At 73.4% G+C, this 25320-nt stretch carries 26 protein-coding genes, 2 pseudogenes and 1 riboswitch; of the genes and pseudogenes, 8 read left to right on the top strand and 20 right to left on the bottom strand.

Going from position 1 to position 25320, the window contains the following annotated elements:
- Positions 1 to 91 precede the first annotated feature (91 nt).
- Entirely contained in the window at positions 92 to 2656 is a 2565-nt protein-coding gene (locus ACIG5E_RS20700; protein WP_396535279.1) for an ABC transporter permease, read from the top strand.
- A gap of 69 nt (positions 2657 to 2725) precedes the next feature.
- Here ACIG5E_RS20700 and ACIG5E_RS20695 read toward each other — a convergent pair whose 3' ends face one another.
- From ACIG5E_RS20695 to ACIG5E_RS20685, 3 genes are all read right to left on the bottom strand, one after another.
- Entirely contained in the window at positions 2726 to 3400 is a 675-nt protein-coding gene (locus ACIG5E_RS20695; protein ID WP_396535277.1) for a DUF4232 domain-containing protein, read from the bottom strand.
- Positions 3401 to 3640: 240 nt separating this feature from the next.
- Positions 3641 to 4252 carry a DUF4232 domain-containing protein gene (locus tag ACIG5E_RS20690; protein ID WP_396535275.1) on the bottom strand — a complete coding sequence of 204 codons (612 nt, stop codon included), beginning with the start codon at positions 4250 to 4252 and terminating at the stop codon, positions 3641 to 3643.
- A 201-nt stretch (positions 4253 to 4453) separates the two neighbouring features.
- Positions 4454 to 4588, bottom strand: coding sequence for a hypothetical protein (locus ACIG5E_RS20685; protein ID WP_396535273.1), 135 nt, complete (start codon positions 4586 to 4588; stop codon positions 4454 to 4456).
- Positions 4589 to 4630: 42 nt separating this feature from the next.
- On the opposite strand from ACIG5E_RS20685, the gene ACIG5E_RS20680 reads away from it, so the two are divergent.
- Complete coding sequence (locus ACIG5E_RS20680) at positions 4631 to 4906, top strand: hypothetical protein (RefSeq protein WP_396535271.1); 276 nt, start codon at positions 4631 to 4633, stop codon at positions 4904 to 4906.
- Between the two features lie 71 nt (positions 4907 to 4977).
- Here the strand turns inward: ACIG5E_RS20680 and efeU are convergent, their stop codons facing one another.
- The 4 genes from efeU to ACIG5E_RS20660 form a co-directional block, all read right to left on the bottom strand.
- Positions 4978 to 5811: an iron uptake transporter permease EfeU gene (gene efeU, locus ACIG5E_RS20675; protein WP_396535269.1), complete on the bottom strand. Its 834-nt coding sequence runs from the start codon at positions 5809 to 5811 to the stop codon at positions 4978 to 4980.
- A 38-nt stretch (positions 5812 to 5849) separates the two neighbouring features.
- Positions 5850 to 7160 (bottom strand): iron uptake transporter deferrochelatase/peroxidase subunit, encoded by a 1311-nt coding sequence (gene efeB, locus ACIG5E_RS20670; RefSeq protein ID WP_396535267.1) that lies wholly within the window; start codon positions 7158 to 7160, stop codon positions 5850 to 5852.
- Positions 7161 to 7264: 104 nt separating this feature from the next.
- A complete protein-coding gene (gene efeO / locus ACIG5E_RS20665; protein WP_396535265.1) occupies positions 7265 to 8413 on the bottom strand; it encodes an iron uptake system protein EfeO in 1149 nt (382 codons plus the stop codon).
- A 143-nt stretch (positions 8414 to 8556) separates the two neighbouring features.
- Entirely contained in the window at positions 8557 to 9405 is an 849-nt protein-coding gene (locus ACIG5E_RS20660; RefSeq protein WP_396535263.1) for an ABC transporter ATP-binding protein, read from the bottom strand.
- Between the two features lie 198 nt (positions 9406 to 9603).
- Between ACIG5E_RS20660 and ACIG5E_RS20655 the strand changes: the two genes are divergently transcribed.
- On the top strand, positions 9604 to 11712 hold the full coding sequence (locus ACIG5E_RS20655) for an amino acid adenylation domain-containing protein (protein WP_396535261.1): 2109 nt from the start codon (positions 9604 to 9606) through the stop codon (positions 11710 to 11712).
- Positions 11713 to 11715: 3 nt separating this feature from the next.
- Here ACIG5E_RS20655 and ACIG5E_RS20650 read toward each other — a convergent pair whose 3' ends face one another.
- Positions 11716 to 13044: a hypothetical protein gene (locus tag ACIG5E_RS20650; protein ID WP_396535259.1), complete on the bottom strand. Its 1329-nt coding sequence runs from the start codon at positions 13042 to 13044 to the stop codon at positions 11716 to 11718.
- Between the two features lie 90 nt (positions 13045 to 13134).
- Here ACIG5E_RS20650 and ACIG5E_RS20645 point away from each other — a divergent pair.
- Positions 13135 to 13284, top strand: a pseudogene (locus ACIG5E_RS20645) (M4 family metallopeptidase); the annotation flags it as partial.
- Positions 13285 to 13294: 10 nt separating this feature from the next.
- On the opposite strand, the gene ACIG5E_RS20640 reads toward ACIG5E_RS20645, so the two are convergent.
- Genes ACIG5E_RS20640 through ACIG5E_RS20625 form a run of 4 tightly spaced genes read right to left on the bottom strand, consistent with a single transcriptional unit; the run spans position 13295 to position 16693 of the window.
- Positions 13295 to 14317 (bottom strand): hypothetical protein, encoded by a 1023-nt coding sequence (locus ACIG5E_RS20640; protein ID WP_396535257.1) that lies wholly within the window; start codon positions 14315 to 14317, stop codon positions 13295 to 13297.
- Positions 14318 to 14358: 41 nt separating this feature from the next.
- On the bottom strand, positions 14359 to 15327 hold the full coding sequence (locus ACIG5E_RS20635) for a D-2-hydroxyacid dehydrogenase family protein (RefSeq protein ID WP_396535255.1): 969 nt from the start codon (positions 15325 to 15327) through the stop codon (positions 14359 to 14361).
- Entirely contained in the window at positions 15324 to 15668 is a 345-nt protein-coding gene (locus ACIG5E_RS20630; protein WP_396535253.1) for a hypothetical protein, read from the bottom strand. Before ACIG5E_RS20630 ends, ACIG5E_RS20635 begins: the two co-directional genes overlap by 4 nt.
- 20 nt (positions 15669 to 15688) lie before the next feature.
- Positions 15689 to 16693 (bottom strand): DUF5937 family protein, encoded by a 1005-nt coding sequence (locus tag ACIG5E_RS20625; RefSeq protein ID WP_396535291.1) that lies wholly within the window; start codon positions 16691 to 16693, stop codon positions 15689 to 15691.
- A gap of 67 nt (positions 16694 to 16760) precedes the next feature.
- On the opposite strand from ACIG5E_RS20625, the gene ACIG5E_RS20620 reads away from it, so the two are divergent.
- Entirely contained in the window at positions 16761 to 17669 is a 909-nt protein-coding gene (locus ACIG5E_RS20620) for an aldo/keto reductase (protein ID WP_396535251.1), read from the top strand.
- Positions 17670 to 17720: 51 nt separating this feature from the next.
- A pseudogene (locus ACIG5E_RS20615) lies at positions 17721 to 18092 on the top strand (histidine phosphatase family protein); the annotation flags it as partial.
- Positions 18093 to 18221: 129 nt separating this feature from the next.
- Here the strand turns inward: ACIG5E_RS20615 and ACIG5E_RS20610 are convergent.
- From ACIG5E_RS20610 to ACIG5E_RS20600, 3 genes are read right to left on the bottom strand one after another with little or no spacing between them, the layout of a single operon-like run.
- Positions 18222 to 18905 carry a class I SAM-dependent methyltransferase gene (locus ACIG5E_RS20610; RefSeq protein ID WP_396535249.1) on the bottom strand — a complete coding sequence of 228 codons (684 nt, stop codon included), beginning with the start codon at positions 18903 to 18905 and terminating at the stop codon, positions 18222 to 18224.
- Positions 18902 to 19408, bottom strand: a complete 507-nt coding sequence (locus ACIG5E_RS20605; RefSeq protein WP_396535247.1) for a hypothetical protein — start codon at positions 19406 to 19408, stop codon at positions 18902 to 18904. Before ACIG5E_RS20605 ends, ACIG5E_RS20610 begins: the two co-directional genes overlap by 4 nt.
- A gap of 39 nt (positions 19409 to 19447) precedes the next feature.
- The gene (locus ACIG5E_RS20600) at positions 19448 to 19678 is read right to left on the bottom strand and encodes a hypothetical protein (protein WP_396535245.1); all 231 of its coding nucleotides are present in this window, start codon (positions 19676 to 19678) and stop codon (positions 19448 to 19450) included.
- A 129-nt stretch (positions 19679 to 19807) separates the two neighbouring features.
- Between ACIG5E_RS20600 and ACIG5E_RS20595 the strand changes: the two genes are divergently transcribed.
- Entirely contained in the window at positions 19808 to 20425 is a 618-nt protein-coding gene (locus ACIG5E_RS20595) for a hypothetical protein (protein WP_396535243.1), read from the top strand.
- A gap of 408 nt (positions 20426 to 20833) precedes the next feature.
- Here the strand turns inward: ACIG5E_RS20595 and ACIG5E_RS20590 are convergent, their stop codons facing one another.
- Together ACIG5E_RS20590 and ACIG5E_RS20585 are read right to left on the bottom strand one after the other, a co-directional pair.
- On the bottom strand, positions 20834 to 21391 hold the full coding sequence (locus tag ACIG5E_RS20590) for a GNAT family N-acetyltransferase (protein WP_396535241.1): 558 nt from the start codon (positions 21389 to 21391) through the stop codon (positions 20834 to 20836).
- 64 nt (positions 21392 to 21455) lie between these two features.
- On the bottom strand, positions 21456 to 21773 hold the full coding sequence (locus tag ACIG5E_RS20585) for a hypothetical protein (protein WP_396535239.1): 318 nt from the start codon (positions 21771 to 21773) through the stop codon (positions 21456 to 21458).
- Between the two features lie 57 nt (positions 21774 to 21830).
- Between ACIG5E_RS20585 and ACIG5E_RS20580 the strand changes: the two genes are divergently transcribed.
- Complete coding sequence (locus tag ACIG5E_RS20580) at positions 21831 to 22412, top strand: PadR family transcriptional regulator (protein ID WP_396535237.1); 582 nt, start codon at positions 21831 to 21833, stop codon at positions 22410 to 22412.
- A gap of 20 nt (positions 22413 to 22432) precedes the next feature.
- Here the strand turns inward: ACIG5E_RS20580 and ACIG5E_RS20575 are convergent, their stop codons facing one another.
- The 3 genes from ACIG5E_RS20575 to ACIG5E_RS20565 all read right to left on the bottom strand — a co-directional run bounded on the left by ACIG5E_RS20575 (position 22433) and on the right by ACIG5E_RS20565 (position 24797).
- The gene (locus tag ACIG5E_RS20575) at positions 22433 to 23227 is read right to left on the bottom strand and encodes an SGNH/GDSL hydrolase family protein (protein ID WP_396535235.1); all 795 of its coding nucleotides are present in this window, start codon (positions 23225 to 23227) and stop codon (positions 22433 to 22435) included.
- Positions 23224 to 23625: a nuclear transport factor 2 family protein gene (locus ACIG5E_RS20570; protein WP_396535233.1), complete on the bottom strand. Its 402-nt coding sequence runs from the start codon at positions 23623 to 23625 to the stop codon at positions 23224 to 23226. The genes ACIG5E_RS20575 and ACIG5E_RS20570 overlap by 4 nt, the downstream gene beginning before the upstream one ends.
- Before the next feature lie 482 nt (positions 23626 to 24107).
- Positions 24108 to 24797, bottom strand: a complete 690-nt coding sequence (locus ACIG5E_RS20565; RefSeq protein ID WP_396535231.1) for a LysM peptidoglycan-binding domain-containing protein — start codon at positions 24795 to 24797, stop codon at positions 24108 to 24110.
- A 7-nt stretch (positions 24798 to 24804) separates the two neighbouring features.
- Positions 24805 to 25006: riboswitch (cyclic di-AMP (ydaO/yuaA leader) on the bottom strand.
- Positions 25007 to 25320 lie beyond the last annotated feature (314 nt).

Here is a 25320-nt window from a genome sequence, read left to right as displayed (position 1 = left end):
TGGACCGCATGCGCCGCTTCGACGCCAAGGGCCGCACCAGCTGACACCCGGCCCACGAGCCCGACGCCCACGAACCTCCCCAGGACACCTCATGTTCCGCACCGCACTGCGCAACGTAATGGCCCACAAGGGCCGACTGCTGATGACGATGCTGGCCGTCATGCTCGGCACCGCGTTCGTCGCCGGCACACTCGTCTTCACCGACACCATGGGCCAAGCGCTCAGGACCCAGAACTCCAAGAGCTACGCCGACATCGCCGTCACGGTCAGCGACAGTTCGGCCGTCGGCCGCGGCTACGACCACGGCGCCGACAGCACCACCGGCCCGGCCCTCACCGAGGACACCCGTAAGAAGATCGCCGCCCTGCCCGGCGCCGCCGAGGCACGCGGCGTGGTCAGCGGCTTCGCCGGCATCGCCGACAAGAAGGGCGCGCTGATCGGCAACGGCTTCTCCACCACCGGCACCAACTACGTGCCGGGCGCCGACGGCACCGACCCGCGCTACCCGCTGGTCGAGGGCCGCGGCCCCAAGGACGCCGCCGAGATCGCGCTGGACACCAGGACCGCCGAGAAGGGCGGGTTCAAGGTCGGCGACACCGTCCGGGTCGCGGTCAACGGCCCGGTGATGCGGCTCAAGCTCACCGGCACCCTGCACACCAACGACCCGCGCGTGATGGCCGGCGGCTCGCTGGCCGCCTTCGACGGCGCCACCGCCCAGGACCTCTACCTGAGCCCCGGCCGCTTCGCCGAGCTGGACGTCAAGGCCAAGCCGGGCACCGATGACGCCGCGCTGCTCACCGCCGTGAAGCAGGCGCTGCCCCAGGGCGACAACATCGAGGCCAGGACCGGCCGCGAGCTGGCCGCCGAGCAGGACCGGATGATCGCCCAGGGCACCAAGATCCTGAGCACCTTCCTGATGGGCTTCGCGGCCATCGCCCTGTTCGTCGGGATCTTCATCATCGCCAACACCTTCACCATGCTGGTCGCCCAGCGCACCAGGGAACTGGCCCTGCTGCGCGCCGTCGGCGCCACCCGCCGGCAGATCACCCGCTCGGTGAAGGTCGAGGCCGTACTGGTCGGTCTGACCGCCTCGGTCGGCGGCCTGCTGGCCGGCGTCGGGATCGCCGTCGGGCTCAAGGCGCTGCTCAACGGCCCGCTGGACGCCAACCTGCCGGACGGCCCGCTGGTGATCGCCCCCACCACCGTCCTGACCGCGCTCGCGGTCGGCGTGCTCGTGACGCTGGTGGCCGCCTGGCTGCCCGCCCGCCGGGCCTCCCGGATCGCCCCGGTGGCGGCGATGAGCGCCACCGAGCAGCCCGCCACCCAGAAGAGCCTGGTGGTCCGCAACACCGTCGGACTGCTGTTCTCGGTGGCCGGGCTGGGCGTGCTGGCCGCCGGTGCGAGCGGCAAGGAGGTCAAGCTGGTCGGCCTCGGCGCGGCCGCGCTGCTGCTCGGCGTGTTCGTGCTGACCCCGCTGCTGTCCCGGCCGCTGATCGCCCTGCTGGCCCCGCTGCTGCGCGCCGTGTACGGCACCCCGGGCAAGCTGGCCCGGGAGAACGCCGTCCGCAACCCGCGCCGCACCGCCGCCACCGCCTCGGCGCTGACCATCGGCGTCACCCTGATCACCTCGCTGACCGTGATCGGCGCCTCGGTCAACAAGGCCGTGGACGACTCCTCGTCGAGCGAGCTCAAGGCCGACTACACGGTGGCCATGCAGAACGGCTCGATGCTCTCCCCCGAGGTCGCCGCCCAGATCGCCAAGACCCCCGGCGTCAGCGCGGTGAGCGCCGACCGCGGCGTCCCGGTCACGCTCGGCGGGAACGAGGGCGACACCGAGTGGGTGACCGCGGTGGACGCGGCGACCATCGACCAGCTCACCACCATCAGGATCAAGGAGGGCTCGGCGGACGCCCTCAAGCAGGGCAAGCTGCTGGTGAGTTCCAGCCGCAGCGAGCACGCCGGCTACAAGCTCGGTGACGTCCTCGCCGTCACCTACCCGGACGGCGCCAAGGGCACGCTCACCGTCGGCGGCATCCTGGAGCCCGACACCGCGCTGGCCACCGTGATGGCCCCGGAGTCCGTGGTCGGCCCGCACGCGCTGCCCGGCTCCGGCCTGAACAAGGTCCTGGTCAAGGGCGCGAACGGCGCCACCCCGGAGCTCAAGCAGGCACTGCGCGACGCCACCGGCGGCAACCCGCTGATCGCGGTCAAGGGCGACAAGGACATCAAGGCGGAGAGCCGCCAGGCCATCACCGACATCCTGAACCTGATGTACGGGTTGCTCGGCATGTCCGTGGTGATCGCGGTGCTCGGTGTGGTCAACACCATGGCGATGTCGGTGTTCGAGCGCCGCCGGGAGATCGGCATGCTGCGGGCGATCGGCCTGGACCGGCTCGGCATCCGCCGGATGGTCCGGCTGGAGTCGCTGCTGATCGCGCTGTTCGGCGGGCTGGTCGGGGTCGGCCTGGGCATCCTGACGGCCTGGGCGACGATCCGTACGCTGGCGGGCGACCTCAAGGGCCTCGGCACCGTGGTGCCGCCGGTGCAGATCGTCTGCTTCCTGCTCGCGGCCGCCGTGATCGGCCTGCTGGCCGCGCTCTGGCCGGCCCACCGGGCGGCGAAGCTGGACATCCTGGACGCGATCAAGAGCCAGTAGTCCGGGCGTAAGACGGGAGCCCCCCGGGGGGCGGTTCGATGGAACCGCCCCCCGGGGGGCTCCCGCGCCTCACGACTTGGGGAAGACCACGCCCTGGTTGGAGGGCTGCAGGCTGCCGGTGGTCAGGCCCTGGGCGGAGACCAGGAGTTGGGTGACCGGCTGGCCGTCGAGACCGATCACCTGGGTGGTCACCGGCTTGGTCTCGTCCGGCGGGGTGAGCTGCAGACCGGTGATCACGTGGCAGCTCGGGTCGGCCTTGTCGCAGGAGTTCCACTTGAGGCCGGCGAAGGCGGTGGTGTTCGGCTTCAGGGTGATCGCCGTGGGCGCCCCGGGGTACGGCTCCCGCTTGGCCGTCAGCGGGTCCACGCTGTTGTCGGCGCGCAGTCCGCCGTACCCCGGGTAGCCGAACAGGGTGCACGTGCGACCATCCTTGGCGGTGAGCAGCACCATGGCCGATCCGGCGTCCTGGAGCTGAACGGTGACGGCGAGTTCGTCGGCCTTACACCGCGTGCCGACCGGCTGGGTGGCCATCGGACCGGTGGGCGCGGCCCCCGGGACGGTCGCCTTGCCGGTTGCCGTCCTGCCGGCTCCGGTCGGCTGGGCAGGCGCCGCACCGGTGACGGTCACCGTCGGTGCCGGCTGCGCCCCGGTCCCGGCGTCGTCGTTGCACGCTGTCAGCAACAGCGCGGCGGCGAGCGCGGTCACACCGGTGGCGACGAGCTTGGCTGGCCTGCGGACGGTCATGGTCCCCCCATGGGTACGTGTTCGGTACGGAACTTCCACCGGGGAGTACGAGACCCACGACCGACCCGGTTGCGGCTGTGACGTACTCATGACGAAACCGCCCCGCCGACGGGCGGGGCGGCTCCACGGGGTCGGCCGGCCGGTCAGGCGGCCGGCTTCGCGGTGACGGGCTTCGCCCTGCTGGAGCCCCGGACGGTTCGCACCGTCCCGGGGCTCCGTCGCGTCAGGCGAGGATGCGCGTCACGATCCAGGGCGGAACACCACGCCCTGGCTGACGGGTTGCAGCGAGCCGGTGGTCAGCCCCGCTGCGGACACGGTGAGTTGGGTGACCGGCTTGCCGTCCAGGCCGAGCACCTTGGCCGTCAGTTGCTTGGTCTCGTCCGGCGGGGTGAGCTGCAGCCCGGAGATCACGTGGCAGCTCCGGTCCGACTTCTGGCAGGCGGACCACTTGAGACCGGCGAAGGCGGCCGTCCCCGGCTTGAGGGTGACCTTCTCCGGCGGACCGGGGTGCGGCGCGCGCTTGACGGCCAGCGCCTCCGGACGGTTGTCGGCGCGCAGGCCACGGTAGCCCGGGTAACCGAACAGGGTGCAGGTGTGGCCGCCCTTGTTCTCCAGGATCACCATCGCGGAGCCGGCGGCCTGGAGCTGCACGGTGGCCCTGAGCTCGCCGGTCGTGCAGCGGGCGACGGTCGACCGGGCAGCCGTCGCCACGGTGGCGGTGCCCTTGGCGACCGCCGTCGACGTCGACGTCTGCGTCTGCGCTCCCGCACTGCCGCACACGGTGAGCAGGAGGGTGGCGGTGAGCGTGCCGGTGCCGAACGCGAGCAGTCGGGAGGGTCTGTGGACGTTCATGTTCTCTCCATGGGTACGCAGAGTGAGCGAGGTACGCAGGTCGAGCGGAGGCGTCCACCTCCCAGCATGACCACGGGAGTCCGGAGGTGCCACTCCACCCGGGGACCCCGGGAGGTGCGTACGAACACTGGTGCTCACGGACGGTCACCTCGCACCGGGACGGAGCCCCGGACGGTTCGCACCGTCCGGGGCTCCGTCGCATCACGGGCCGCTGAACACCACGCCCCGGTTGGAGGGTTGTGGCGAGCCGGTGGTCAGTCCGGCGGCGCAGACCAGGAGTTGGACGACCGGCTTGGTTCCACGGGCGGTGGGGAATTGATTCAGTGATACGTGCAAGGATCACTGCGAACGGAAGCTACGTCTCAAGGGGGGTGGGCCGTGATCACGAGCCGGTTCACGGGCACGGACGCGCACGGGTACCAGCACACGGCGATGATCGTGTCGCGCGGGGACAACGAGCGCTATGTGGAGTGCGGCAGCTGCGACTACCAGCGGCGGGTGTCCTGGGGCGCGCGCGAAACAGCCGAATCGCACCTGTGGAGTGAACACAACGCCTCCGGGATACACCGGCAGCTCGCGCTCGGCCCGTTCATCGCGGCCGGCTTCGGGCTGCTGCTCATCCTCTTCTTCATGTCCAAGGCCCACGCTCTCTAGGGTCGTTCACACGACACCGCCCCGCCCGGCGGGTGCCGGGCGGGGCGGTGGGGTGCGGTCGAACCGCCGGGTCAGGCGGCCGGCTTGGCGGTGACGGGCTTCGCCTTTCCACCGAACAGGTTGAAGAAGACGGCCAGGGTGGGCAGCAGGTAGGCCAGCCAGACCACCAGCTGCAGCACGGTCGGGTCCGGCTGGAAGTTGAACACGCCCTTCAGCAGGGTTCCGTACCAGCTGTCCTTGGGGATGGTGCTGGAGATGTCGAAGGCCAGCGAGTGCAGGCCGGGCAGCCAGCCAGCCTCCTGGAGGTCGTGCACGCCGTAGGCGAGCACGCCGGCCGCGACCACGACCAGCATCGCGCCGGTCCAGGTGAAGAACTTCGCCAGGTTGATCTTCAGCGCGCCCCGGTAGAACAGCCAGCCGAGCACCACCGAGGTGAGCAGGCCGAGCGCGGCGCCGACGAGCGGGTTCCAGCCGTCATCGGTGGCCTGCACCGCCGACCAGATGAACAGCGCGGTCTCCAGGCCCTCGCGGCCGACCGCCAGGAAGGAGGTGACCACCAGGGCCGTCGTGCCCATCGCGATCGCCGCGTCCAGCTTGCCGTGCAGTTCGGTCTTCAGGTGCCGGGCGGTGCGCCGCATCCAGAACACCATCCAGGTCACCAGCCCGACCGAGATGATCGACAGCGAGCCGCCGAGCGCCTCCTGCGCCTCGAAGGTGAGCTGCGAGGAGCCGAACTGCAGCACCGCGCCGAAGACCATGGAGAGCACCACGGCCGCGGTGACGCCGAGCCACACCGGCGGCAGCTTGTCCCGGCGGCCGGTCTTGACCAGGTAGGCGATCAGGATGCAGACGACCAGGCTGGCTTCGAGGCCTTCGCGCAGGCCGATCAGGTAGTTGCCGAACACGGCTGACTCCTCGGGGTGGTGGGGGCGGGTGGACGGGCTCAGCCGAAGAGGGCCTGGCCCCACCACTCCCCCGGCTTGCGCACGCCCGCCGGGCAGGCGAAGTGGGCGGAGCCGACGTGCTGGATGTACTCGTTGAGCTTGTCGGAGGCCGCGAGCCGCTGCTGCAGCGGTACGAAGGCCTTGCGGGTGTCGCGCTGGTAGGCGAGGAAGAACAGTCCGGCGTCGAGGCGGCCGAGGCCGTCGGTGCCGTCGGTGAAGGAGAAGCCGCGGCGCAGGATCATCAGGCCGTTGTTGGCGTCGGGGTGGGCCAGGGCGACGTGCGAGGTCGCGGGCATCGCCTTGAGGTCGGGGGCGTCGTGCTCCTTGGCCCTGCCGTACGGGGCGCCCTCGCCCTTGGTGCGGCCGAAGGTGTCCTCCTGGTCCTTGAGCGAGGCGCGGTCCCAGGTCTCGATGTGCATCCGGATCCGCCGGGCGACCAGGTAGGAGCCGCCGGTCATCCACTCCGGGCCGTCGCCGGGGGCGGCCCAGACGTGCTCGGACAGGTTGGCGGTGTCGGTGCCCGCGATGTTGTGGGTGCCGTCCTTGAAGCCCATCAGGTTGCGCGGGGTCTGCTCGTCCGGGGTGGTCGAGGAGGTCTTGCCGAAACCGAGCTGGGACCAGCGGATGTTGACGGTGCCCATGCCGATCCGGGCCAGGTTGCGGATCGCGTGCACGGCGACCTGCGGGTCGTCGGCGCAGGCCTGGACGCACAGGTCGCCGCCGCTGCGCAGCGGGTCGAGCTTGTCGCCCTTGAAGTTCGGCAGCTCGATCAGGGCGTCGGGGCGCTGGGCCTTGAGGCCGAAGCGGTCGACGCCGTCCTTTTCGAACAGGCTGGGCCCGAAGCCGATGGTGAGGGTGAGCCGGGAGGCCGGCAGGCCGAGCGCCTCGCCGGTGTCGTCCGGCGGCGCCTCGGCGGAAGCGGGGACGGCGCCGGTGCCGACCTCGCGGCCGCCGGTCATCGCGGCGGCCGCCTTGGTCCACTCCTTGAGGAGCTTGACCAGGGATTCCCGGGTGGCCTTCTCGGAGATGTCGAAGGCCGCGAAGTGCAGCCGGTCCTGGACCGGGGTGGAGATGCCCGCCTGGTGCTCGCCGTAGAAGGGCACCTCCCCACCGGCCACGGCGTTCGCCGCCGGGACCGGGTCGTCGTCCTGCCGGACGGCCGCGGCGACCGAGCCGACGGCGGCGGCGCCGAGCGCGACGCCCGCACCGGCCCAGCCGATGACGGCGCGGCGGCTGACCGCGGACCGGTTGGTGGTGGTGGCGGTGGCAGCGGCCGGGGTGCCGTTCTGCTGCTCGTTCTCGGCGTCCATCGGCGGGCGGGCCCTTCTCACTCTTGCGGAACTACTGAACTGCGGCCGGTGACCGGCTACTTGACGACATGGCGGACGGCCGGGCGGAGGACCGGGCGGACGATCTACTTGACGACCACGGCGGCGGCCAGCTTCGACAGCGGCTCGCCCAGCGAGTTCACCGCGTCGGAGAAGGTCTTGCGCTCGGCCTCGGTGACCTTGCCGTAGGGGGTGAAGGTGCCGTCGGCCTGCTGGTACTTGGCGAGCAGGGTGTTGATGGCGGCGAACTCGGAGTCGAGCGTCCTGGCGAGCTCCGGGTCCTTCTCGGCGGCGACCGGCTTCAGCAGCTCGTAGGCCTTCTGGGCGCCCTCGACGTTGGCCTGGAAGTCCGCGAGGTCGGTGTGGCTGTAGCGGTCCTCCTCGCCGGTGATCTTGTTGGTGGCGACCTCGTCCAGCAGTTCCTTGGCGCCGTTGGCCATGCTGGTCGCGGTGATCTCCGCCTCGGGGATCTTCTTCTGCCAGTCCTTGAGGTCGTTGACCAGCTGGTCGGCGAGCTTCTTCTCGTCCTCGCCGATCTTCGCGTCGGCCCAGAGCGCCTTCTCCAGCCGGTGCCAGCCGGTCCACTGCTGGCCTTGCTCCAGCTTGTCCTCGCGGGTGTCGGTCTTGGGGTCGACGTCCCCGAAGCTCTCGGCGACCGGCTCGGTGCGCTCCCAGCCGGTGCGCGAGGGCGCGTACAGCGACTTGGCCTTCACCAGGTCGCCGCCGTTGATCGCGGCGGCGAAGGCCTCGACGGCCGGGATGGTGGCGTCGGCCTGCTCCTGGGCGTACTTCCGGTAGGCGTCGACGGCGGCGGCCAGGCGCGGGTCGGCCGGGGCGGTGCTGCCGCCCTCGCCGGTCACGGTGATCTTCTGCCGGATGCCGTCGCCGACCATGCCGGGCTTGCAGGCGATCTCGTAGGAGCCGGCCTTGATCTCGGCGTTGATGCCGGCCTTGGTGCCGGGGCCGATGTTCTCCCGCTCGGTGACGATCTTGTCGCCGGCGGCGTAGACGTAGACCTCGGTGGTCTTGGAGCCCTTGTTGCTGATGTCCAGCACCACGTGGCCGGCCGGGAAGCTGGTCGTGGAGACCTCGCAGGCCGTGTCGGTGGCGTTGACCTTGACCGCGTCCGCGCCGCCCGCCTTGTCGTCCTTCTTCGAGGCGCAGCCGGCCAGGGCGGCGGTCGCCACGGCGAGGCTGAGCAGCGCGGCTGCGGTGGAACGGCGGCGGGCGGGCATGGGGGCTCCAACGGAAAAGGGCATGGGGGTGCCAAGGTCGGGTAAAGCACCGACCAGGCCGGTGCCTCCTTTTTAGCTAAGGCATACCTTACGTAAGAACTCTTTACCGTCGATACCCGCCCCCCCGGCCCCGCCCCGAACCCCTACCCCCGGAGCCGCTGCGTCCTCGGGGTGCGACCAGCGGCCGCGCGAGCCGTCCAGCGGCCCTCGTGGCGGCTGATCCGGATCGGGTGGCCGAAGGTCTCGCTGATCAGCTCGGTGGTCATCACCTCGTCCACCGGACCGGCCGCCACGCACTCGCCCCCGCGCAGCAGCAGGGCGTGGGTGGTGCTCTCCGGCAGCTCCTCCAGGTGGTGGGTGACCAGCACGCTGGCCAGCTCCGGGTGCTGGTGGCGCAGCAGGTCCAGGCTGTCCAGCAGCAGCTCGCGGGCGGTCAGGTCCAGCCCGGTGGCGGGTTCGTCGAGCAGCAGCAGCCGGGGGCTGGGCATCAGCGCGCGGGCGATCAGCGCCCGGCCGCGCTCGCCCTGGGAGAGGGTGGTCCACGCGGCCTCGGCCATCGCGCCCATGCCGAGCGTCTCGATCAGCTGCTCGGCGCGCTCCACCGCCTCGGGGGCGGGCTTGCGGTGCCACTCGGGCTCGATGGTGTTGGTGAACCCGGTGAGCACCACCTCGCGCACGGTCAGCGGCGAGCGCAACGGGTGGCGCGGGTTGACGTGCCCGAGGTGGGCGCGCAGCTCGCGGATGTCCACCCGGCCGAGCCGGCGGCCGAGCACGTCCACCGTGCCCCGGGTGGGGTGGGAGACCGCGCCGAGCAGGGCGAGCAGGGTGGACTTGCCCGCCCCGTTGGGGCCGAGCAGCGCCCAGTGCTCGCCGGGCTGGATCTCCAGGGTGATGCCGCGCAGCAGGTGCCGGCCGTCGCGCACGACGTCCACGTCCTGGGTGCGCAGCAGCGGGCCGTCGTAGGACGGGCTCATGGGGGACTCCGAATTCATGGCGCCGGGCAGGGTGCGGGCGGGGCGCCGCACCGGACGGGCCGGCGCCGATCGTCCGTGTGCACCGTACAACCGTCGGCCGGAGCGGAGTCCGGTCGTCCGATGGGTGGACGAGGGCGGACTCAGCAGAACCCTGTTGCGCGAGGGGAGTTGGGAGGAACATTGTGCCTTTCCGCAGGGGGACGAGGGGGAGGCGTGATGGTTGCGGACGAGGAGCGGCCGGAGACCCTGCACGGGCTGGTCGAGCGGCAGGCCCGCCGGGCCCCGCAGGCGGTGGCGGTGCGCTGCGGCGGGGCGGAGCTGACGTACGGGGAGTTGGACGCGCGGGCCGGCCGGCTGGCCGCCGTACTGGCGCGGCGCGGGCTGGCCCCGGGCGGCCGGGCGGCGGTCGCGCTGGGCCGGGGCACCGAGGTGTACGTCGCGTTACTGGCGGTGCTCAAGGCGGGCGCCGCGTTCGTGCCGGTCGAGCCGACCGCGCCCGACGCGCTGCTGCGGCACGTGCTGTCCGACGCGGCGCCTGACCTGGTGCTGACCGAGCAGCGCCACCGGGCGCGACTGGCGGACGCGGGCGGGTCGCGGGCGGTCTGCATCGACCAGGCCGACGAGGTGGACGAACCGGCCTCGCCGGACCGGGAGTTCGAGCACCCCGAGGTCGAACCCGGCGACCTGGCCTGCGTGTTCTACACCTCCGGCTCCACCGGCCTGCCCACCGGCGCCCTGGTCGAGCACCGCAACCTGCTGGCGGCGTACGCGGGTTGGCGCGAGGTGTACGGGCTGACGGCCGAGGACCGGATCCTGCAGACCGCGAGCCTGGAGTTCGACGTCTTCACCGCCGACTGGGTCCGGGCGCTCTGTACCGGCGCCACCCTGGTGGTCACCCCGTTCAACCTCACCCTGGACCGCACCGCCGACCTCGCCGCCCTGCCCGCCCTGGTGACGGAGGAGCGGATCACGGTCATGGAGCTGAACGTCCGCACCGCGCGCCGCCTCACCGGCCTGCTGGAGGCGAGCGGCGCCGGGCTGCCCGGGGTGCGGCTGCTCACCGTCGGCGCCGAGAAGTGGTACCTGGACGAGCAGGTGAGCCTGCAGCGGCTGCTCGGCGACTTCACCCGGGTGCTGAACGTCTACGGCCTGGCCGAGGCCACCGTCGACAGCACCTACTTCGACGTGCGCGGCACGGCCGTCGCCGAGGGGGCGGAGCGGGTCTCGCTGATCGGCCGGCCCTTCCCCGGCACCCGGGTGTACGTGCTCGGCCCCGACGCCGCCCCGGTGGCGCCCGGGCGGGTCGGCGAGATCGCGATCGCGGGAGGCGGCCTGACCCGCGGCTACCTCAACCGGCCGGCGGACACCTCCCGGCGCTTCCTCCGGGCGGACTTCGACCCGGACGGGCGGGTGCTGCTCACCGGCGACCTCGGGCTGCTGCGGGCGGACGGCGTGCTGGAGTTCGTCGGCCGGGCCGCGACCGTGGTCGGTCCGCTCGGCCCGGACCGGGCGACCACGGTGAGCACCCGGGTCAAGGCCGCGGCCCGGGCGGAGGGCGCGCTGCGCGCCCACCCCGCGGTGCGGGAGGCTGCCGTGGTCGAGGTGGAGCCGGCCCCGGGGCAGCGGGTGCTGGTCGGCTACGCGGTGCCTGCCCAGGGGACGCCGGAGGCGACGGACGGCTGGTCACTCACCCAGTACCTGGCGGAGCAGCTCAAGGGCTGCTCCGCACCCGCCGCCGTCATCCCCGTCCCGGAGCTGCCGCGCACCCGGGCCGGGAAGCTGGACCGCTCCGCGCTGCCGCTGCCGGCCCCGCCGGCCCACACCGGGCCGCGCTCCGCCAAGGCGGGTGGCAGCAGGAAGGGCGGCGGCAAGGCCGGGGGCGGGATACCCGACAAGGACGTGACGGGCTGCTTCGCGCTCTTCATCACGGTGGCCGCCACCCTCGTCTCCCGGGCCACCACCGACCACTTCTTCCCCGGCTCGACGGACCTCTCGGGGGTGCCCTCCGGCTACCACTTCTGGTTCGGGCTGCTCTACTGGGGCGAGTGCGCCGCCTTCGGCGCCGGGCTGGCCTTCTTCTTCACCGGCCTCCCGGCGCTGCTGCGGCAGGGCCGCTCGCTCCGGCTGTCCCTGCTGACCCACCTCTCGGTGTTCTGGCTGCTCGCCTCCTGGTGGCCGCAGGACAACCTGTACCGGCTGACCTCCGCCACCGACTGGCCGCGCGAGACCGCGATGATCTACGTCTTCAACATCCCACTGATGCTGGCCGCGGTGGTGGTCGTGGTCTTCCTGCTCCGGAAGCCGAAACCGAAGGCGAAGAAGTAGGTCTCAGCGCAGCGCCTCGAACATCCCGGTCAGCGCGTGGTTGGCCGCCTCCACCACCGCCTGCGCGGCGTCCAGCGCCTCGGCGTCCGGCCCGGCGAGGGCGAGGCCGACGGCGGGCTCCGGATCGTGGCCCGCCGTCGGGATCAGCGGCAGCAGGGTCACGCCGAGCCGGGCGCAGCGCGGGCGCAGCCGGTCGAGGTGGTCGTGCAGCGCCTCGGGGGCGAGCCGGGCGCCGAGCGGCATCGCGTCCAGGGTGCGGACCAGGTGGCCCGGGCCGCGCACCCGGTCGAGGCGTTCGCGCAGCACGAAGGCGATGGCGGGGCCGGTGAGCCGCAGGTTGATCTCGGTGGGGGCGAGCCGGCGCTGCCGGTCGGTGACGAAGTCGACGTCGTACCAGCCCCGGTAGCCGTCCGCGGCGAGCCGCTGCCCCACCGCGAGGGCGAACCGTCGGGCCGTCTCGGCGGCGGCCCGGGGCACGGCGCCTGGGCCGACGGTGACGCCCTGGTAGCGGGTGCCGGCGACGTCCATGGCGCCCGCCCCGACCGGGTGCACGGTGCCGTCCGGGCCGACCACGGCGTCGTAGGTGAGGTCGCGCAGCCGGGCGGCCGGGCCCGGGTCCACGTACTCCTCCAGCAGCAACTCGCCCTGCGGCGGCAGGACTTCGGAGCGGACCAGGCCGCGCAGCAGGGCGCCCCCGCCGCCCGCGGCGAACAGCTCGGCTGGCTCCACCACGACGGTGCCGTAGCCTCCGACGCCGTGCGGGCTCTTCAGTACGGTGGTCAGCCCCCGGGCGGCGCGGGTGGTCAGCCTCCTCGCCGCACGGCGGCGGCTGTCCAGATGCTCCTGCGCGGGGACGACGATGCCGGGGTGCTCGGCCGCCAGGGCGGCGAACAGTCCGTGCGCGGCGGTCTTGGACTCGTAGCGGCGGACGGCGGCCAGCTCCGGCGCCTCGCCCTGCGCGGCCGTGCGGCCCCAACTGACCACCGGGTGACCGGAGTCGGCGATCCGCGCGGAGAGGGCAGGCCGGGCGGCGAGCGCCTCGGCGAGCGTCTGACCGGCCGCCAGCCCGCTGTGCACCTCGACCGGTCCCCACTCCAACTCCCGGGCCAGCCAGTCGGTCCACTCCCGGTCGACCTCGGCGGGGAGCACCAGCACGGCCGGTTCCGGGCTGTACCCGACGGCGAGGCAGGCGTAGTGGTGCGCCTGCCGCAGCCGCCGCGCCCGCTGCTCCGCGTCCATGCCGGGGGCGAAGAACTGCGCGTTGAAGTCCGCGACATTGCCGATGTGCACCGCCGCCCGCCCGCCGGTCCAGGCCCCCACCCATCCGTCCATGGGCCGAGAGCCTAGACCTCGGACCGGAGCCCCAACAGCCCCGCGCCGCGCCACCGGTAGTCGATCGTCACGATGGCAGCGTAGACGGGGTACCGCGCGCTGACCGTCTACATGACCTCCACCACCAACTACAAGGGCGCCCGCGCCGCCTCCCTCAACGCCGCCCGCGACCTGTACGGCGCCGGCAGCACCGAGTACAACGCGGTCGCCGCGGCCTGGAGCGCGGTCATCGTCAACTAGCCTTCCACAGCTAGCGGTTGAACCCGATGTGGACGTGGTCGTGGTGGGTGTCGTCGGTGAAGAACTGGTTGCCGACACCCGCGATCGCCACCGGCCCGCCCACGTTGTACGAGCCGGCCGCCGCCGCGTCCCGCATGAAGGACTCGATCAGCTGCCGGGGCGTGGCCGGGTCCACCACCGCACGGCCGTCGATCCGCCAGACGTCGAAGGCCCGGCCCAGCGGATGGTCGCTGGGCCGGTTCGTCCCGAAGACGTCCAACGGGTGGCCGCTGCGCACCACGCTCACCGACAGCGTGTACGGGCCGGCCAGCCGCAGCATCGCCGTCGGCACGGTGTCGTGGACGTTGCCGCTGAGCAGGTCGGCCGCCGCCTCGGGCGGCAGCTCGATCCTCGGCTCGGCCAGCACCTTGGCCACCGCCGGGGAGGGCGAGGCGGCGGGCGGGCCCGGATCGCCCGGGTGCAGGTCGGTGACGTTCCAGCGCGGCTCGGCCCGGCTCAGCCGGACGTCCACGGTGATCCCGCCCGGGGCCACCGAGCCGTCCGGCTGCCGGGTCCACTGGCGGCAGACCACCAGCACGCTCGCCGAGTCGGCCAGGATCCCGCCGTACTGGGCGTCGATCACCTCCAGGCTCGCCTCGGCCGCCGCCGGGGCGAGCCGCCCGGCCTGGTCCGCCAGGCCCGGCGGCAGGCCGAGCGCGGCCACCCGGGCCCTGGCCGCCTCCCCGCCCTGCCCGCCGGGCGGCCAGGCCCCGAGCGCGGCGACCAGCTCGACGGCGCGGCGCTTGACGTCGGGCTGGATCTCGCCGGGGCCGGGCTGCCAGAGCGGCGGGTTGGGCAGCGGGGTCGGGGTCGGGGTCGGCGTGGGCGTCGCGGTCGGGGTTACGGTCGGTGAAGCGGCGGAACTCGTGGCCGATGTCACGGACTTGCCCCCACTCGAACACCCCACCGCCCCCAGCAGCACCGCCGCCGCCCCCGCCCGCAGCACCCCGCGTCGGCCCGTCCCCCGGTACCCGTAGCCGTCTCCGCTCGCCATGCGGTCAGTATGCGACCGGGAGCCGGAGCACGGGGCCCGTGTCAGCCCAGACGGCGGATCGGCTCACCCTTGAGGAAGGCCGCGATGTCCTCCACCGCCTCGCCGAAGTACCGACGGTAGTTGTCCCGCGAGACGTAGCCCAGGTGCGGGGTGGCCAGCAGCCGGGGCGCGCTGCGCAGCGGGTGGTCGGCGGGCAGCGGCTCGACGTCGAAGACGTCCAGGGCGGCGCCCGCGATCCGGCCGTCGGTGAGCGCGGCGAGCAGCGCGTCCTGGTCGACGATCGCCGCCCGGGAGGTGTTGACCAGGTAGGCGTCGGGCTTCATCAGGGCGAGCTCGGCGGCGCCGATCAGCCCCCGGGTGCCCGCGTTCGAGGCGAGGTGGACCGAGACGAAGTCGCTCTCCCGCAGCAGTTCCTCCTTGGAGCCCGCCCGGCGCACGCCCGCCTCGGCCGCCCGCTCGTCCGTCAGGCTCCGGCTCCAGGCGAGCACGTCCATCCCGAAGGCGAGCCCCACCCGGGCCACGAGCGCGCCGATTCGCCCGAGGCCGAGCAGTCCGAGCGTCCGCCCGCGCAGGTCGGCTCCGACGGTGCTCTGCCACGGTCCTCCCTCGCGCAGCGCGGTGTTCTCCTGGACGATGCCGCGGGCCAGGCCGAGCAGCAGGGCCCACGTCAGCTCGACGGGCGGGGTGCCGGAGCTGGCGGTGCCGCAGACCGTGACGCCGTGCGCCGCGGCGGCCGTGTGGTCGATGACGGAGTTGCGCATGCCGGAGGCGATCAGCAGCTTGAGCCTCGGCAGCCGGTCGAACAGCGTGGCGGGGAACGGCACCCGCTCGCGCAGGGTGACCACGATGTCGAACCCGGCGAGCGCGGCGGCCAGTTCCTCCTCCGAGCCGTGGTGCTCGCGGAAGGAGGTCACCTGGACCCGGTCGGCTATCGGCAACCAGTCGGCAGAGCTGGTGGCGACGCCCTGGAAGTCGTCCAGGACGGCGCAGCGAAGCATCGGAAGCGTCATGACGTCAGCTTCCCAGACGACGATGGGCCCGGGGGCCGCAGGCCGTAGCGGTCCCCGACCCGGACGATCCACCGCGGCTCGCCGAGCTTCATCCGCAGGACGGCCATCGGGTACCGCAGCTCCCGGGGGTCGAGGCAGACGCCCCAGCCGCGCATCAGGATGTCCAGCGGATCGTGCACCCCTTCGCCCAGCTCGATCAGGGTGCGCAGGCCCCGGACGTCCTGGTAGGTGAGCCGGACCTCCCGGCCGTCCACGGTGGCGGTCCGGGCGTCGGGGTCGAGGACGAGGCGTCCGTCGAAGGCGGTCAACGGGCCCTGTGGCTGCTGCTCGACGGGTTCCATGCCTCGCAGCCTAACGGGCGTCAGCCCTCGGGGATCAGCAGTGCCTCCGCCGTGGCCGTCCGGGCGTACAGCACCCAGCGCCCCGCCCGGTGGGCGCTCACCAGGCGGGCGTCGCGCAGCGCCGTCAGGTACTGGGAGACGGCCGAGGGCGACAGCCCGGTGCGGCGGGCGAGTTCGGTGGTCGAGGCGGGGGCGGCGAGTTCGGCGAGCAGCAGGGCGCGGGAGCGGCCGAGCACCGCCGCGAGAGCCGCCGTACCGGGCGTGGGCGCCTTCGCCGCCCACAGGCCGCCGATCCCCCGGGCCGGGTAGGCGAGTTGGGGCGGGTCCGGCGGGGCGAACAGGGTGTACAGGCCGGGGCCGGTGAAGGCGGACGGGATCAGCAGCAGGCCCGGCCCGGCCGTCCGGCGGGACATCGGGCGGGAGCGGCGGCTCAGCCTCAGGGTGTCCTCCGCCCACCGCAGCTCGGCGTGCAGGTCGTTCAGCACCCGCGCGGCGCCGTGCTCGGCGGCCTGCCGGGCCCGGTGCAGCACGTCCGCGTCGAGCACCGCGCGGATCCTCGCCCAGTACGGCGCGAGCGCCAGCTCCCAGTACGCCTCGATCGCCTCGGCGAGGCGCCCCAGCCCGGCTGCCGGATCGGCGTGCAGGGCGCGCAGCCGGGGCCCGAGCGCGCCGTGTTCCGCCGCGAGCCGGTCGAGGTCGCGCCGGACCTGCCCGGCGGGGGTGGAGCGGATCGAGGCGAGTTCCTCGTCGAGGGTCGGCGCCGGGCCGGCCGGGGCCGGGTTGATGAAGTCCGGCACGTAGCCGGTGGGCGGCACGAGTTCGGCGAGCAGTCCGAAGGCCGGGCCGAGCGCCGTCAGCCGGGGCCGCACCTGCTCCGCCCAGGGCCCGTGGACGGCGTGCGGGAGCCCCGAGCGCAACAGGCGCAGGCTCGGTCCGACCTCCCACATCGGTGCGACCGCGAACCGCATCCGTGCCAGGTCGCCCGCCGTGAACCGCAGCTCCGCCAACACCCGCCCCCCGAACATGCCCAATGGATTCGCACATTCGCGAATCAGTGGCGGTCAGGCTAGTCCAGAACCGATCATGACCGGCATGACTTCCGACACCACCGTGACCGCCGCCGCCTCCGGCACCTGGAACCTCGGCGACCGCGCCGTCCACCGGATCGGCTTCGGCACAATGCGCCTGCCGCAGACCGGCCCGGCCCTGATGCCCGACGCCGTGCCGCGCGACCGCGAGCAGGCCCTGCGGGTGCTGCGCCGCGCCGTCGAACTGGGCGTCAACCACATCGACACCGCCGCGTTCTACTTCTCCCCGCTGCGCTCCGCCAACGAGCTGATCAACCGGGCTCTCGCCCCGTACGCCGACGACCTGGTGATCGCCACCAAGGTCGGTCCCGCCCGCGGCCCCGACGGCGAGTGGAGCGAGCACGCCCGCACCCCCGCCGGGCTGCGCGCCCAGGTCGAGGAGAACCTGCGCCAACTCGGCCGCGACCACCTCGACCTGGTCAACCTGCGCATCCTCGGCACCGACTCGATCGCCGAACGCTTCGGCGCACTCGCCGAGTTGCGGCAGGCCGGCCTGATCCGCCGGCTCGGCCTGTCCAACATCCACCCCCACCAGCTCGCCGAGGCGCGGACCATCGCCCCGGTCACCTGCGTGCAGAACCCGTACGGCATCGGCGCCTCCCCCGCCCAGGACGAGCTGCTGCGGCTGTGCGGCGAGCAGGGCATCGCCTTCGTCCCCTTCTACGCCATCGCGGGCGCCGGTCGGCAGGACGGCGCCGGCGAGGCCGAACCCGCCCAGGTACGGGCGGTGGCCGAGGCCCGCGGGATCAGCACGGCCCGGGTCCGGCTCGCCTGGACGCTGCACCGCGGCCCGCACGTCCTCGCCATCCCGGGCACCGGCGACGTGGCGCACCTGGAGGACAACATCGCCGCGGGCGCGGTACGGCTGACGGCGGAGGAACTCGCGCTGCTGGACCAGGCCCACACCGGCTGACCCGGAACCGGCGGCGGCTCCGCGGGCGTCGCTGAGGGACACCATCGTTCCCCAGCGAAGCCCCGGAGCCTGCCCGTGCCCGACACCGCCACCCGCTACCTCTACCTCGCCCGCCACGGCGAGGCCGCCCCCCGGGGCCCGGAGCTGGCCCGCCGGGCCGTCGAACGGTTCACCGGGCCGGTCCCGGGCGGCGAGGAGCGGCACGAACTGGTCGTCACCCACGCGTTCCTGGTCGGCTGGCTGGTCCGCCACACCCTGGACGCCCCCAGGTGGCGCTGGCTCGGCCTCAACGCCGCCAACGCGGCCCTCACCGTGCTGCGCTTCACCCCCGGACGCCCCTCGTCCGTCCTGCTCCTGAACGACCAGAGCCACCTGCCCGAAGAGCTGCGCTGGACGGGCTTCCCGCCCGAACTGCGCTGCTGACCCGCCGCGCGTCCGCCGGCCGCCCGAGCCGGTTACGACCAGGGCCGGGCCCTTGCCGGGCACCTCACCGAGTTCTGGCGCTGACGTGCACGGCCACCGGCGCCCCCGGCTCATGCCCGGAGCCGCCGGTCAGTGCCCGCGGCCGAAGACCAGCTCGGTCCAGCTGACGTCCTCCCGGCCGTGCAGGTCGGGGCGGGCGCTGCGGTGGAGCAGTCGGAGGCCGCGGGCCTGCGCCAGGGTGATGGTGTGCTCGGGTGGGAGGTCGAACATCCGGCGGCCGGGTGGGACGGGGCCGTGGCGGATGGTGAGGGCGAGGCGGGCGCCGGGGGCGAGCATGCGGGCCAGGGCGTCCATGGCGGACGGGCCTTCGGCGGGGGTGAGGTGCATCCACACCGCGGTGAGCAGGATGAGGTCGAAGCGCTCACCCTCGGCGCTCAGTCGGGGCAGCGCGGGCAGCTCGTCCGCGACCCACCGGATGCCCGCGTCCGGGTGCAGGCGTTCGCCCACGGCCCGCAGTTCGGGCGTCGGTTCGGCCGCCACCACCCGGTGGCCGAGGGCGGCGAGGGCGGCGGCGTCGCGCCCGGTGCCCGCGCCGATGTCCAGGACGGCGGCGGGCGCGGCCGGGTAGAGGTGCAGGCGCGACCGGTGGACCTCGGTGAAGGACACGCTCTCGTACTGGACGGCGAGTTGCTCCGCCGCCTCGCCGTAACCGGCCGTGCTCGCGGTGCCCTCGGTGCCCGCAGTCCTCCCCGCGCCCGCCGTGCTGACCGCCCCCGCCGTGCTCCCGGCGCCCGCCCTGCTCCCACTGCTCACTGGGCCGCTCCCTCCGACTCCCGTACGACCACAGCATCCCCGGCGGCGGCCGCGCCCGCGAAGAAGTCCCGTAGCTCGCGCAGGTCGTTGACGACGCGGGCGGCCCAGGTCTCGGACCAGGGTGGCACGGAGTCCAGCTGGGCGACCCGTCGGGCGAGCACGGTGCCCTGCTGGCGGACGAGTTCGCCGAGCGCCGAGTCGCGCAGGAAGGTGAAGGCGGCGGCGACCTGTTCGGGGCGCAGCACCAGCATCTCGGCCCCGGCTGCCGGGCGGGCGCCGCCGTAGACGGGCAGCCGGGCGGCCGGGTCGGGATGCAGTCCGTTCTCGGTGAGCGCGACTTCCATCAGGGCTGCGGTCTGCCGCACCCCGAGGGCGAGTCCGTCGGCGACCAGCCGGTCGTACCGGAGGTCGCGGCTCCGGGGCACCAGCTCGCCGAGCTCCTCGGGCGAACAGGTGTCCACGGCCTGACCCGGCAGGCGACGCCAGAAGTGATCCACGCTCACCCGGAAAGCGTAGCGAACGGTAGCTCGGCGATCAGTGGATCAGGCTTCACCGGGGTGCCAGGCCGGCCATTCCCAGGGGCGGTCGGCCCAGTGCACCTTGGCCGGGTCGCGCGGGTCGAGGTCGGGGAAGAGCTGGTGGATCCGTGGCTCGAACTCCTCGGGGGCGAGCGGTTCCCAGCCGTGGCCCTCGAAGTGGACGAGGCGGTAGCGGCTGTCGGTCCGGAACTCGGCCACCTCGACCAGGTGTGCGGTCGTGCTGTTGGTCTCCATGACCCCCAGCATGTGGCGCGGCGGCAATCCACGCCCGTTCAGACCCCTCTTCCGGGTCATGTCCCGGCGTCCGCGCACTCGTTGAGCACCGGAAAGGTACGGCGGGGGGCGCGCTGGAAGGACGAGCAGATGACTGGGCAGCCCACCGGAGGACAGTGGCAGTGGCCGCCGAACGCCTGGCAGCCGCCGCCGGTCCCCATTCCGCCCCAGGCGGGCCCGACCCGCGTCGGTCCGCCGGTGGCCCCCGTCCCGGAGCCGCCGCGCCGTTCGCGGAAGGCGTGGGCGGTGGCGGCGGGCGGGACGCTGGCGGTGCTGGCGGCGGTGCTGGTGATGTGCGGTCCGGGCTCGGGTGACGACGTCCGGGTGGTGACCATGCCCGACGCCTCGCCCTCCGCCACCCCGTCGGACTCCCTGACGGACGGCACGCCCACGCCCTCCCCGCTGCCCTCCCCCGCCCCGGGGAGCACCTCGGAGGCCGCCCGGGCGAGCGGCGACGACCCGGCCACCCCGGCGGCCGCCCAGGCCGGGCCGGACCGCACCGACGGCCGGCACCCGACCACCCCCAGTGCCCACCCCAAGTCCGGCCGCACCCCGCACCCGAGCCCCGGCACCCGCCCGGCCCCGAACGGCGGAGCCCCGGCGATCCCCTCCCTGGGCCCGGGCACCATCTGCGACCAGGCCGAACGCATCGGCCGCTGGCCGGCCGGCTCGGAGCAGGCCCGCCTCTGCCGGGGGTTCTACGGCTGAGCCGAGCCCGACGGCGGCCTGTCTCACGGTCGGGCCTTCGCCGACCCGGGAACGCCGGTCGTTCCCGGGGATCGGGGCCTCATGGGCGGGCGCGCCCGAGCGCCTTTCCCTCATCCGCCAGGACTGATCACGGCGCGCCCAGCAGCCCTTGTCCAGCCGGGGCGCCAGCACCTGGCACGGCCAGGGTGGCCAGCGGGCCGGCGCCGCCGGCGGTGGCGGTGGCGGTGGCGGTGGCGGCGGTGGCGGCGGCGGTGGCGGCGGCGGCGGCGGGCAGGATGCGTCGGGCGCGGCGGGCGGCGAAGTCCCACGGGCCGGGCGGCCGGCCGGTGAGCAGGCCGGTGATCAGGAAGCCGGAGATGACGAAACGATCAACGAATCGACCCCGGCGCGGCCCCGATCCGACCGCCCTCAGGCCTCCTTCAGCTCCTTGGTCAGCAGCTCGAACCGGAGGTCCGGCCGGCGCGGGATGCCGAAGCGCTCGTCGCCGTACGGGAAGGGGCTGTAGACGCCGGTGCGGCGGAACCCGCGCCGCTCGTACCAGGAGATCAGGTCGCCGCGCTGCTCGACCACCTTCATCTCCAGCAGTCCGACGCCCCACTCCTCCCGGGCCACCCGCTCCGCCTCGGCCAGCACCACCCGGCCGATCCCGCCGCCCTGCAGCGTCGGGCGCACCGAGAACATGCCGAAGTAGGCGCGGTCCGGGCGCCGTTCCAGCTGGCAGCAGGCGACCAGTTCGCCGTCGCGCTCGACCAGCAGCACCACCCCGTCCTGGTCCTCGACAGCCTCGGCGACGCTCGTCGCGTCGGTGCGCTGTCCGTCCAGCAGGTCCGCCTCGGTGGTCCAGCCGGCCTTGCTGGCCTCGCCCCGGTAGGCGGACTCGACCAGCTCGACCAGCGCCGGTACGTCGGCGAGGGTCGCGATACGGAAGGCGGGCGCCCCGCCGGGCCCCGTGGCGGTGTCGGACATGGCTGATCCTCTCCTCGAAAATGTCGGCTTCCGGGGCATGGTGCCACAGCCTGCGAGCTGCGAATCAGGCGTCGGGACGCGGGCCATGGCGGCCGGCGCCATGTGACACGGCTTCACGGTGTGGCCGCCAGCTCTTGAGGTCGGCGAGGCTGTGCTCCCCTATCGTCGGTGAGCGGCGCCGATGCTCGCAGGCGGCCGTGTCGGCGCGGTCGTGTTCGGTGGCGAGTTGCTCGGCACGCTCCGGGCCGAGTTGACAGTCCGGCTCGGCTGACGGTCCGCCTCCCGTTCGGCCGGGAAGACGGACGAGGATCAGCCTGCTGCCCTCCCGGGCCCGGCTCGCGTTGTCCTCGCCCTCGACCAGGTCGGTGAGATCAATGAGCAACTTCTTGATTATTCACATCTGTGGCCGGCGCGCAGCGGCGCTCGCTAGGCTGGCGGCATGGCACTGCGCAACGCGATCATGTCGGCCCTGTTGGAGGGCGAGGCGTCGGGGTACGACCTGGCGAAGGCGTTCGACGCGTCGGTGGCGAACTTCTGGATGGCCACACCGCAGCAGCTCTACCGGGAGCTGGACCGGATGGAGGCCGAGGGGCTGATCAGCGCTCGGGTCGTCGAGCAGGAGCGGCGGCCGAACAAGCGGCTGTTCTCGCTCACCGAGGCGGGCCGCGCCGCGCTGCGGTCGTTCACGGCCGCGCCGCCACGCCCGTCCGCGATCCGGGACGAGCTGCTCGTCCAGGTGCAGGCCGTGGACGCGGGCGACCCGGACGCCGTGCGCGCGGCGCTGCTCGAACGTCTGACGTGGGCGCAGGCCAAGATCGCCCGCTACGAGCGTCTGCGGGCGCGGCTGCTGGACGGGCGTTTCGAGGACGACTACCTCGCCACGGCCGAACGGATCGGGCCGTATCTGACGCTGATGCGCGGACTGTCGTTCGAGCGCGAGAACCAGCGCTGGTGTGAGCAGGCACTCGCGGTCCTGGAGCGGCGCGCCGCCGCGCCGGCCCCCGTGCGGGGGCCGGCCTGACGGTCGCCGGGGCCGACCGCTCAGTGGAGCGGGCGGGGAGCCTTGAGGGGGCGCAGTTCCGGGCGCTTCGCGACCCGCCCGTCGCCGGAGGAGCGGCCGCGCAGGCGGCGCATCAGCCATGGTCCGAGGAAGGTGCCGATCCAGGCGGCCTCCTGGGCGGCCCGCTGCCGGAGCCCCGCCGCCGGGAGCGGCGGCAGCGGCTCTGCCCACCCGCTGTCGCTGCCGGGCAACGCGAGCGCGTCGGCCGCCGCCGCGGCGATCCCGGCGTGGCCGAGCGGGCTGGCGTGCAGCCGGTCCGCGCTCCACATGCGCGGATCGGTCGTCACCTGGTGCGGGAAGAAGTCGACGACCACGACGCCGTGGTGGTCGGCCGTGGCGCGGATGCGTGCGTTGAGGTCCAGGACCCGAGGTCGCAGGCCGCCGGCCAACGGCGCGATCCGGCCGATGTCGGGGAAGGTGAAGGTGAGCACCCGCGCCCCGGTGGCCGTGAAGGCGGCGAACATCGTGTCCAGCTCCGCCACGACCGCGCCCGCGTCGAAGCCCGGCCGCATCAGGTCGTTCATCCCAGCGACCACGGTGACCAGGTCCGGCCGCAGCGCGAGGGCGGGGGAGAGCTGCTCGGCCCGCACCTGGCCGGCGAGCCGGCCGCGGACGGCGAGGTTGGCGTAGAGCAGGTCGGGTTCCTGCTCGGAGATCGTCTCGGCCAGTCGGTCCGCCCAGCCGCGCCAGCCGGTCGTCTCGTCGCCGTCGCCCAGGCCCTCGGTCTGGCTGTCGCCGACCGCGACGTAGCGGCGGAAGCCCGTCGTCGCGCTCACGCCTCGGATGCGCCCAGCGCCTCGGCGGTGATCCGCTCGAACTGCGCGCCCATCGCGGTGGCAAGTGCCTGCGCGCCCGAGAGGGGACGGACCATCACCGTGAACTCGTCGATCAGGCCGTCCTCGTCGAAATGGAGGAAGTCGCAGCCGTGCACCTCGCGGCCGTCGACGGTGGCCTTGAAGACGAAGGCGCGGTCGCGGCCGTCGGCGCCGTTGATCTCGCGGACGTAGTGGAAGTCCTCGAAGACCCGTCCGGCACCGCGCAGGATCGCGGCGGTCATGGCCTTGCCCGGGTAGGGCTTGAAGACGACGGGGCTGGTGAAGACGACGTCCTCGGCCAGGAGGGCCTCGATGCCGTCGTGGTCGCCGGCCTCGACGGCTGTGCGGAAGGGGTGCACGGCGGGCTCCATAGTCAACAAATTGAATAGCTGCTGCGCGCGAGCTTAGTCCCGTGGTTCAGACGCTGTCGAGGGTGTGCCGAGCCCCGGCGGTCGCGAGGGTGCCAGGGGGGTTCCGGGCGGGACCCGGGCCGCAGGCGGACGATTCCGCCGCCGAGCCCGGCACCCCCGCCCCCTGACTCTCTGCCACCTCCGCCCGAACCGAGCGGCCCGAACCGATCTGGAGCCACGAACATGCCCCTCTTCCCCGGCGCCGCGAGCGCCTACCGCACCTTCCGGCCCGGCCTGCCCGAGGCCGCCGTCATCGCGGGTACGCCGACGGCCCGGCTCACGCACCGCGATGTGAACCGGGCCGGTCAGGTGGCCGCTTGGCAGCCCATCAGCCGCCGGGCATCCGGCCGACGGGCGGTACTCGCCCGGACCCATCGGTTCGAACAGGCCGATCAGGTCCGATCAGGCCGTACCGATCGGGAGAGGTCCGATCAGTACGCGCTGTGCACCTGCCAGAACGCCCAGGCGGCGTTCGGGCTGCCGTAGACGGTGTTCATGTACTGCAGGGCCCACTTGAGCTGGGTGGCGGGGTTGTTCTGCCAGTCGGAACCGGCCGAGGCCATCTTGTTGCCGGGCAGCGCCTGCGGCAGGCCGTAGGCACCCGAGCTCGGGTTGGTGGCGTGGATGTTCCAGCCGCTCTCGTGGCTGATGATCTGGTCGAACGAGGCCAGCTGGTTCGCCGGGACGATCGAGGCGGCGAGCGCCTGCAGCGCGGCCGGGGTGTTGGCGACAGGGGTGGCGGCCAGCGGGCTGGTGGCGGCCGGCTTGGCCGGAGCCGGGGCGGCCCCGCCCAGGGTCAGGTGCTGGCCCGGGTAGATCTTGCCCGGGCCTTTGGTCAGCACGGACTTGTTGAGGTCGTAGAGCTTCTGCCAGCCGCCCTGCACGTTGTGCGTGGTAGCGATCTTGGTGAGGGAGTCACCGCTCTGGACGGTGTAGACAGCGGGCGCCTGCGGGGCGGCCGGGGCCGAGTGCGCCGGGGCGGGCTTGACGGGGGCGGCGTTCGCGGCGGTGGCGGCGACCACCGGGATGCCGGCGCCGACGCCGACGACCACGGCGGCCGCGACGATGCGCTTGACGGAACCGACAGCGAACAGGCTGGGGCGAGCGTTGACGGGCAGCATGAAGTGCGATTCCTCTCACACGCCTACGAGGTGAGCTGTCGGGTTCGGGCTGGAGTTGCCCGGCCGCGCAGAGACGCGGCTTCACCCCTAGCCCCGCCGGAACCAGTCCGGATGAGGCGACTTACCTGTGGGTCCCCCGCCCCTGCCGCGGTGCTTCATGGATGCACGTGCCCGCCCGATCCAGCGGCAGGATTCGGCGTTCCGGAGAGCGGGGTTCGTTTCGTACGGAGACGAACGAGAAGGACCGTAAACGGCACAGAGCCAATAGCACAAGCCATCGTGAGCTGGATCACGGCCCGGCCGGATTGCCCGAATGATCCACAATAGTGCTTGATAACGATGCGATAACGTCCCTATGAGTGCGTATCAGTGCGGGCCGCCGGGCCCAGTTCGGCGGCCACCGCCCGATGGCGCGCCGTACGGGTCGCGGGTTCGGGCCCGGCGCGCCCGCCCCGGGGCACGCCGACCTGAGCGATAGTCAGCCCGCCTGCCAGCCCTGCGTATCGACGCCGCCCGACACCTC

Origin of the sequence: Kitasatospora sp. NPDC053057 (assembly GCF_044546945.1) — a bacterium.
Taxonomy (GTDB): Bacteria; Actinomycetota; Actinomycetes; order Streptomycetales; family Streptomycetaceae; genus Kitasatospora.
Note: the sequence above shows the minus strand (reverse complement) of the source record. Positions and strands in the feature narration are given on the sequence as shown.

Excerpts from the sequence above, each read along its gene's own strand:
- ACIG5E_RS20700 (WP_396535279.1), top strand. The coding sequence starts at position 92 with ATGTTCCGCACCGCACTGCGCAACGTAATGGCCCACAAGGGCCGACTG.
- ACIG5E_RS20695 (WP_396535277.1), bottom strand. The coding sequence starts at position 3,400 with ATGACCGTCCGCAGGCCAGCCAAGCTCGTCGCCACCGGTGTGACCGCG.
- ACIG5E_RS20690 (WP_396535275.1), bottom strand. The coding sequence starts at position 4,252 with ATGAACGTCCACAGACCCTCCCGACTGCTCGCGTTCGGCACCGGCACG.
- efeB (WP_396535267.1), bottom strand. The coding sequence starts at position 7,160 with ATGGACGCCGAGAACGAGCAGCAGAACGGCACCCCGGCCGCTGCCACC.
- efeO (WP_396535265.1), bottom strand. The coding sequence starts at position 8,413 with ATGCCCGCCCGCCGCCGTTCCACCGCAGCCGCGCTGCTCAGCCTCGCC.
- ACIG5E_RS20660 (WP_396535263.1), bottom strand. The coding sequence starts at position 9,405 with ATGAATTCGGAGTCCCCCATGAGCCCGTCCTACGACGGCCCGCTGCTG.
- ACIG5E_RS20655 (WP_396535261.1), top strand. The coding sequence starts at position 9,604 with ATGGTTGCGGACGAGGAGCGGCCGGAGACCCTGCACGGGCTGGTCGAG.
- ACIG5E_RS20650 (WP_396535259.1), bottom strand. The coding sequence starts at position 13,044 with ATGGACGGATGGGTGGGGGCCTGGACCGGCGGGCGGGCGGCGGTGCAC.
- ACIG5E_RS20640 (WP_396535257.1), bottom strand. The coding sequence starts at position 14,317 with ATGGCGAGCGGAGACGGCTACGGGTACCGGGGGACGGGCCGACGCGGG.
- ACIG5E_RS20635 (WP_396535255.1), bottom strand. The coding sequence starts at position 15,327 with ATGACGCTTCCGATGCTTCGCTGCGCCGTCCTGGACGACTTCCAGGGC.
- ACIG5E_RS20630 (WP_396535253.1), bottom strand. The coding sequence starts at position 15,668 with ATGGAACCCGTCGAGCAGCAGCCACAGGGCCCGTTGACCGCCTTCGAC.
- ACIG5E_RS20625 (WP_396535291.1), bottom strand. The coding sequence starts at position 16,693 with ATGTTCGGGGGGCGGGTGTTGGCGGAGCTGCGGTTCACGGCGGGCGAC.
- ACIG5E_RS20620 (WP_396535251.1), top strand. The coding sequence starts at position 16,761 with ATGACTTCCGACACCACCGTGACCGCCGCCGCCTCCGGCACCTGGAAC.
- ACIG5E_RS20600 (WP_396535245.1), bottom strand. The coding sequence starts at position 19,678 with ATGGAGACCAACAGCACGACCGCACACCTGGTCGAGGTGGCCGAGTTC.
- ACIG5E_RS20595 (WP_396535243.1), top strand. The coding sequence starts at position 19,808 with ATGACTGGGCAGCCCACCGGAGGACAGTGGCAGTGGCCGCCGAACGCC.
- ACIG5E_RS20590 (WP_396535241.1), bottom strand. The coding sequence starts at position 21,391 with ATGTCCGACACCGCCACGGGGCCCGGCGGGGCGCCCGCCTTCCGTATC.
- ACIG5E_RS20580 (WP_396535237.1), top strand. The coding sequence starts at position 21,831 with ATGGCACTGCGCAACGCGATCATGTCGGCCCTGTTGGAGGGCGAGGCG.
- ACIG5E_RS20565 (WP_396535231.1), bottom strand. The coding sequence starts at position 24,797 with ATGCTGCCCGTCAACGCTCGCCCCAGCCTGTTCGCTGTCGGTTCCGTC.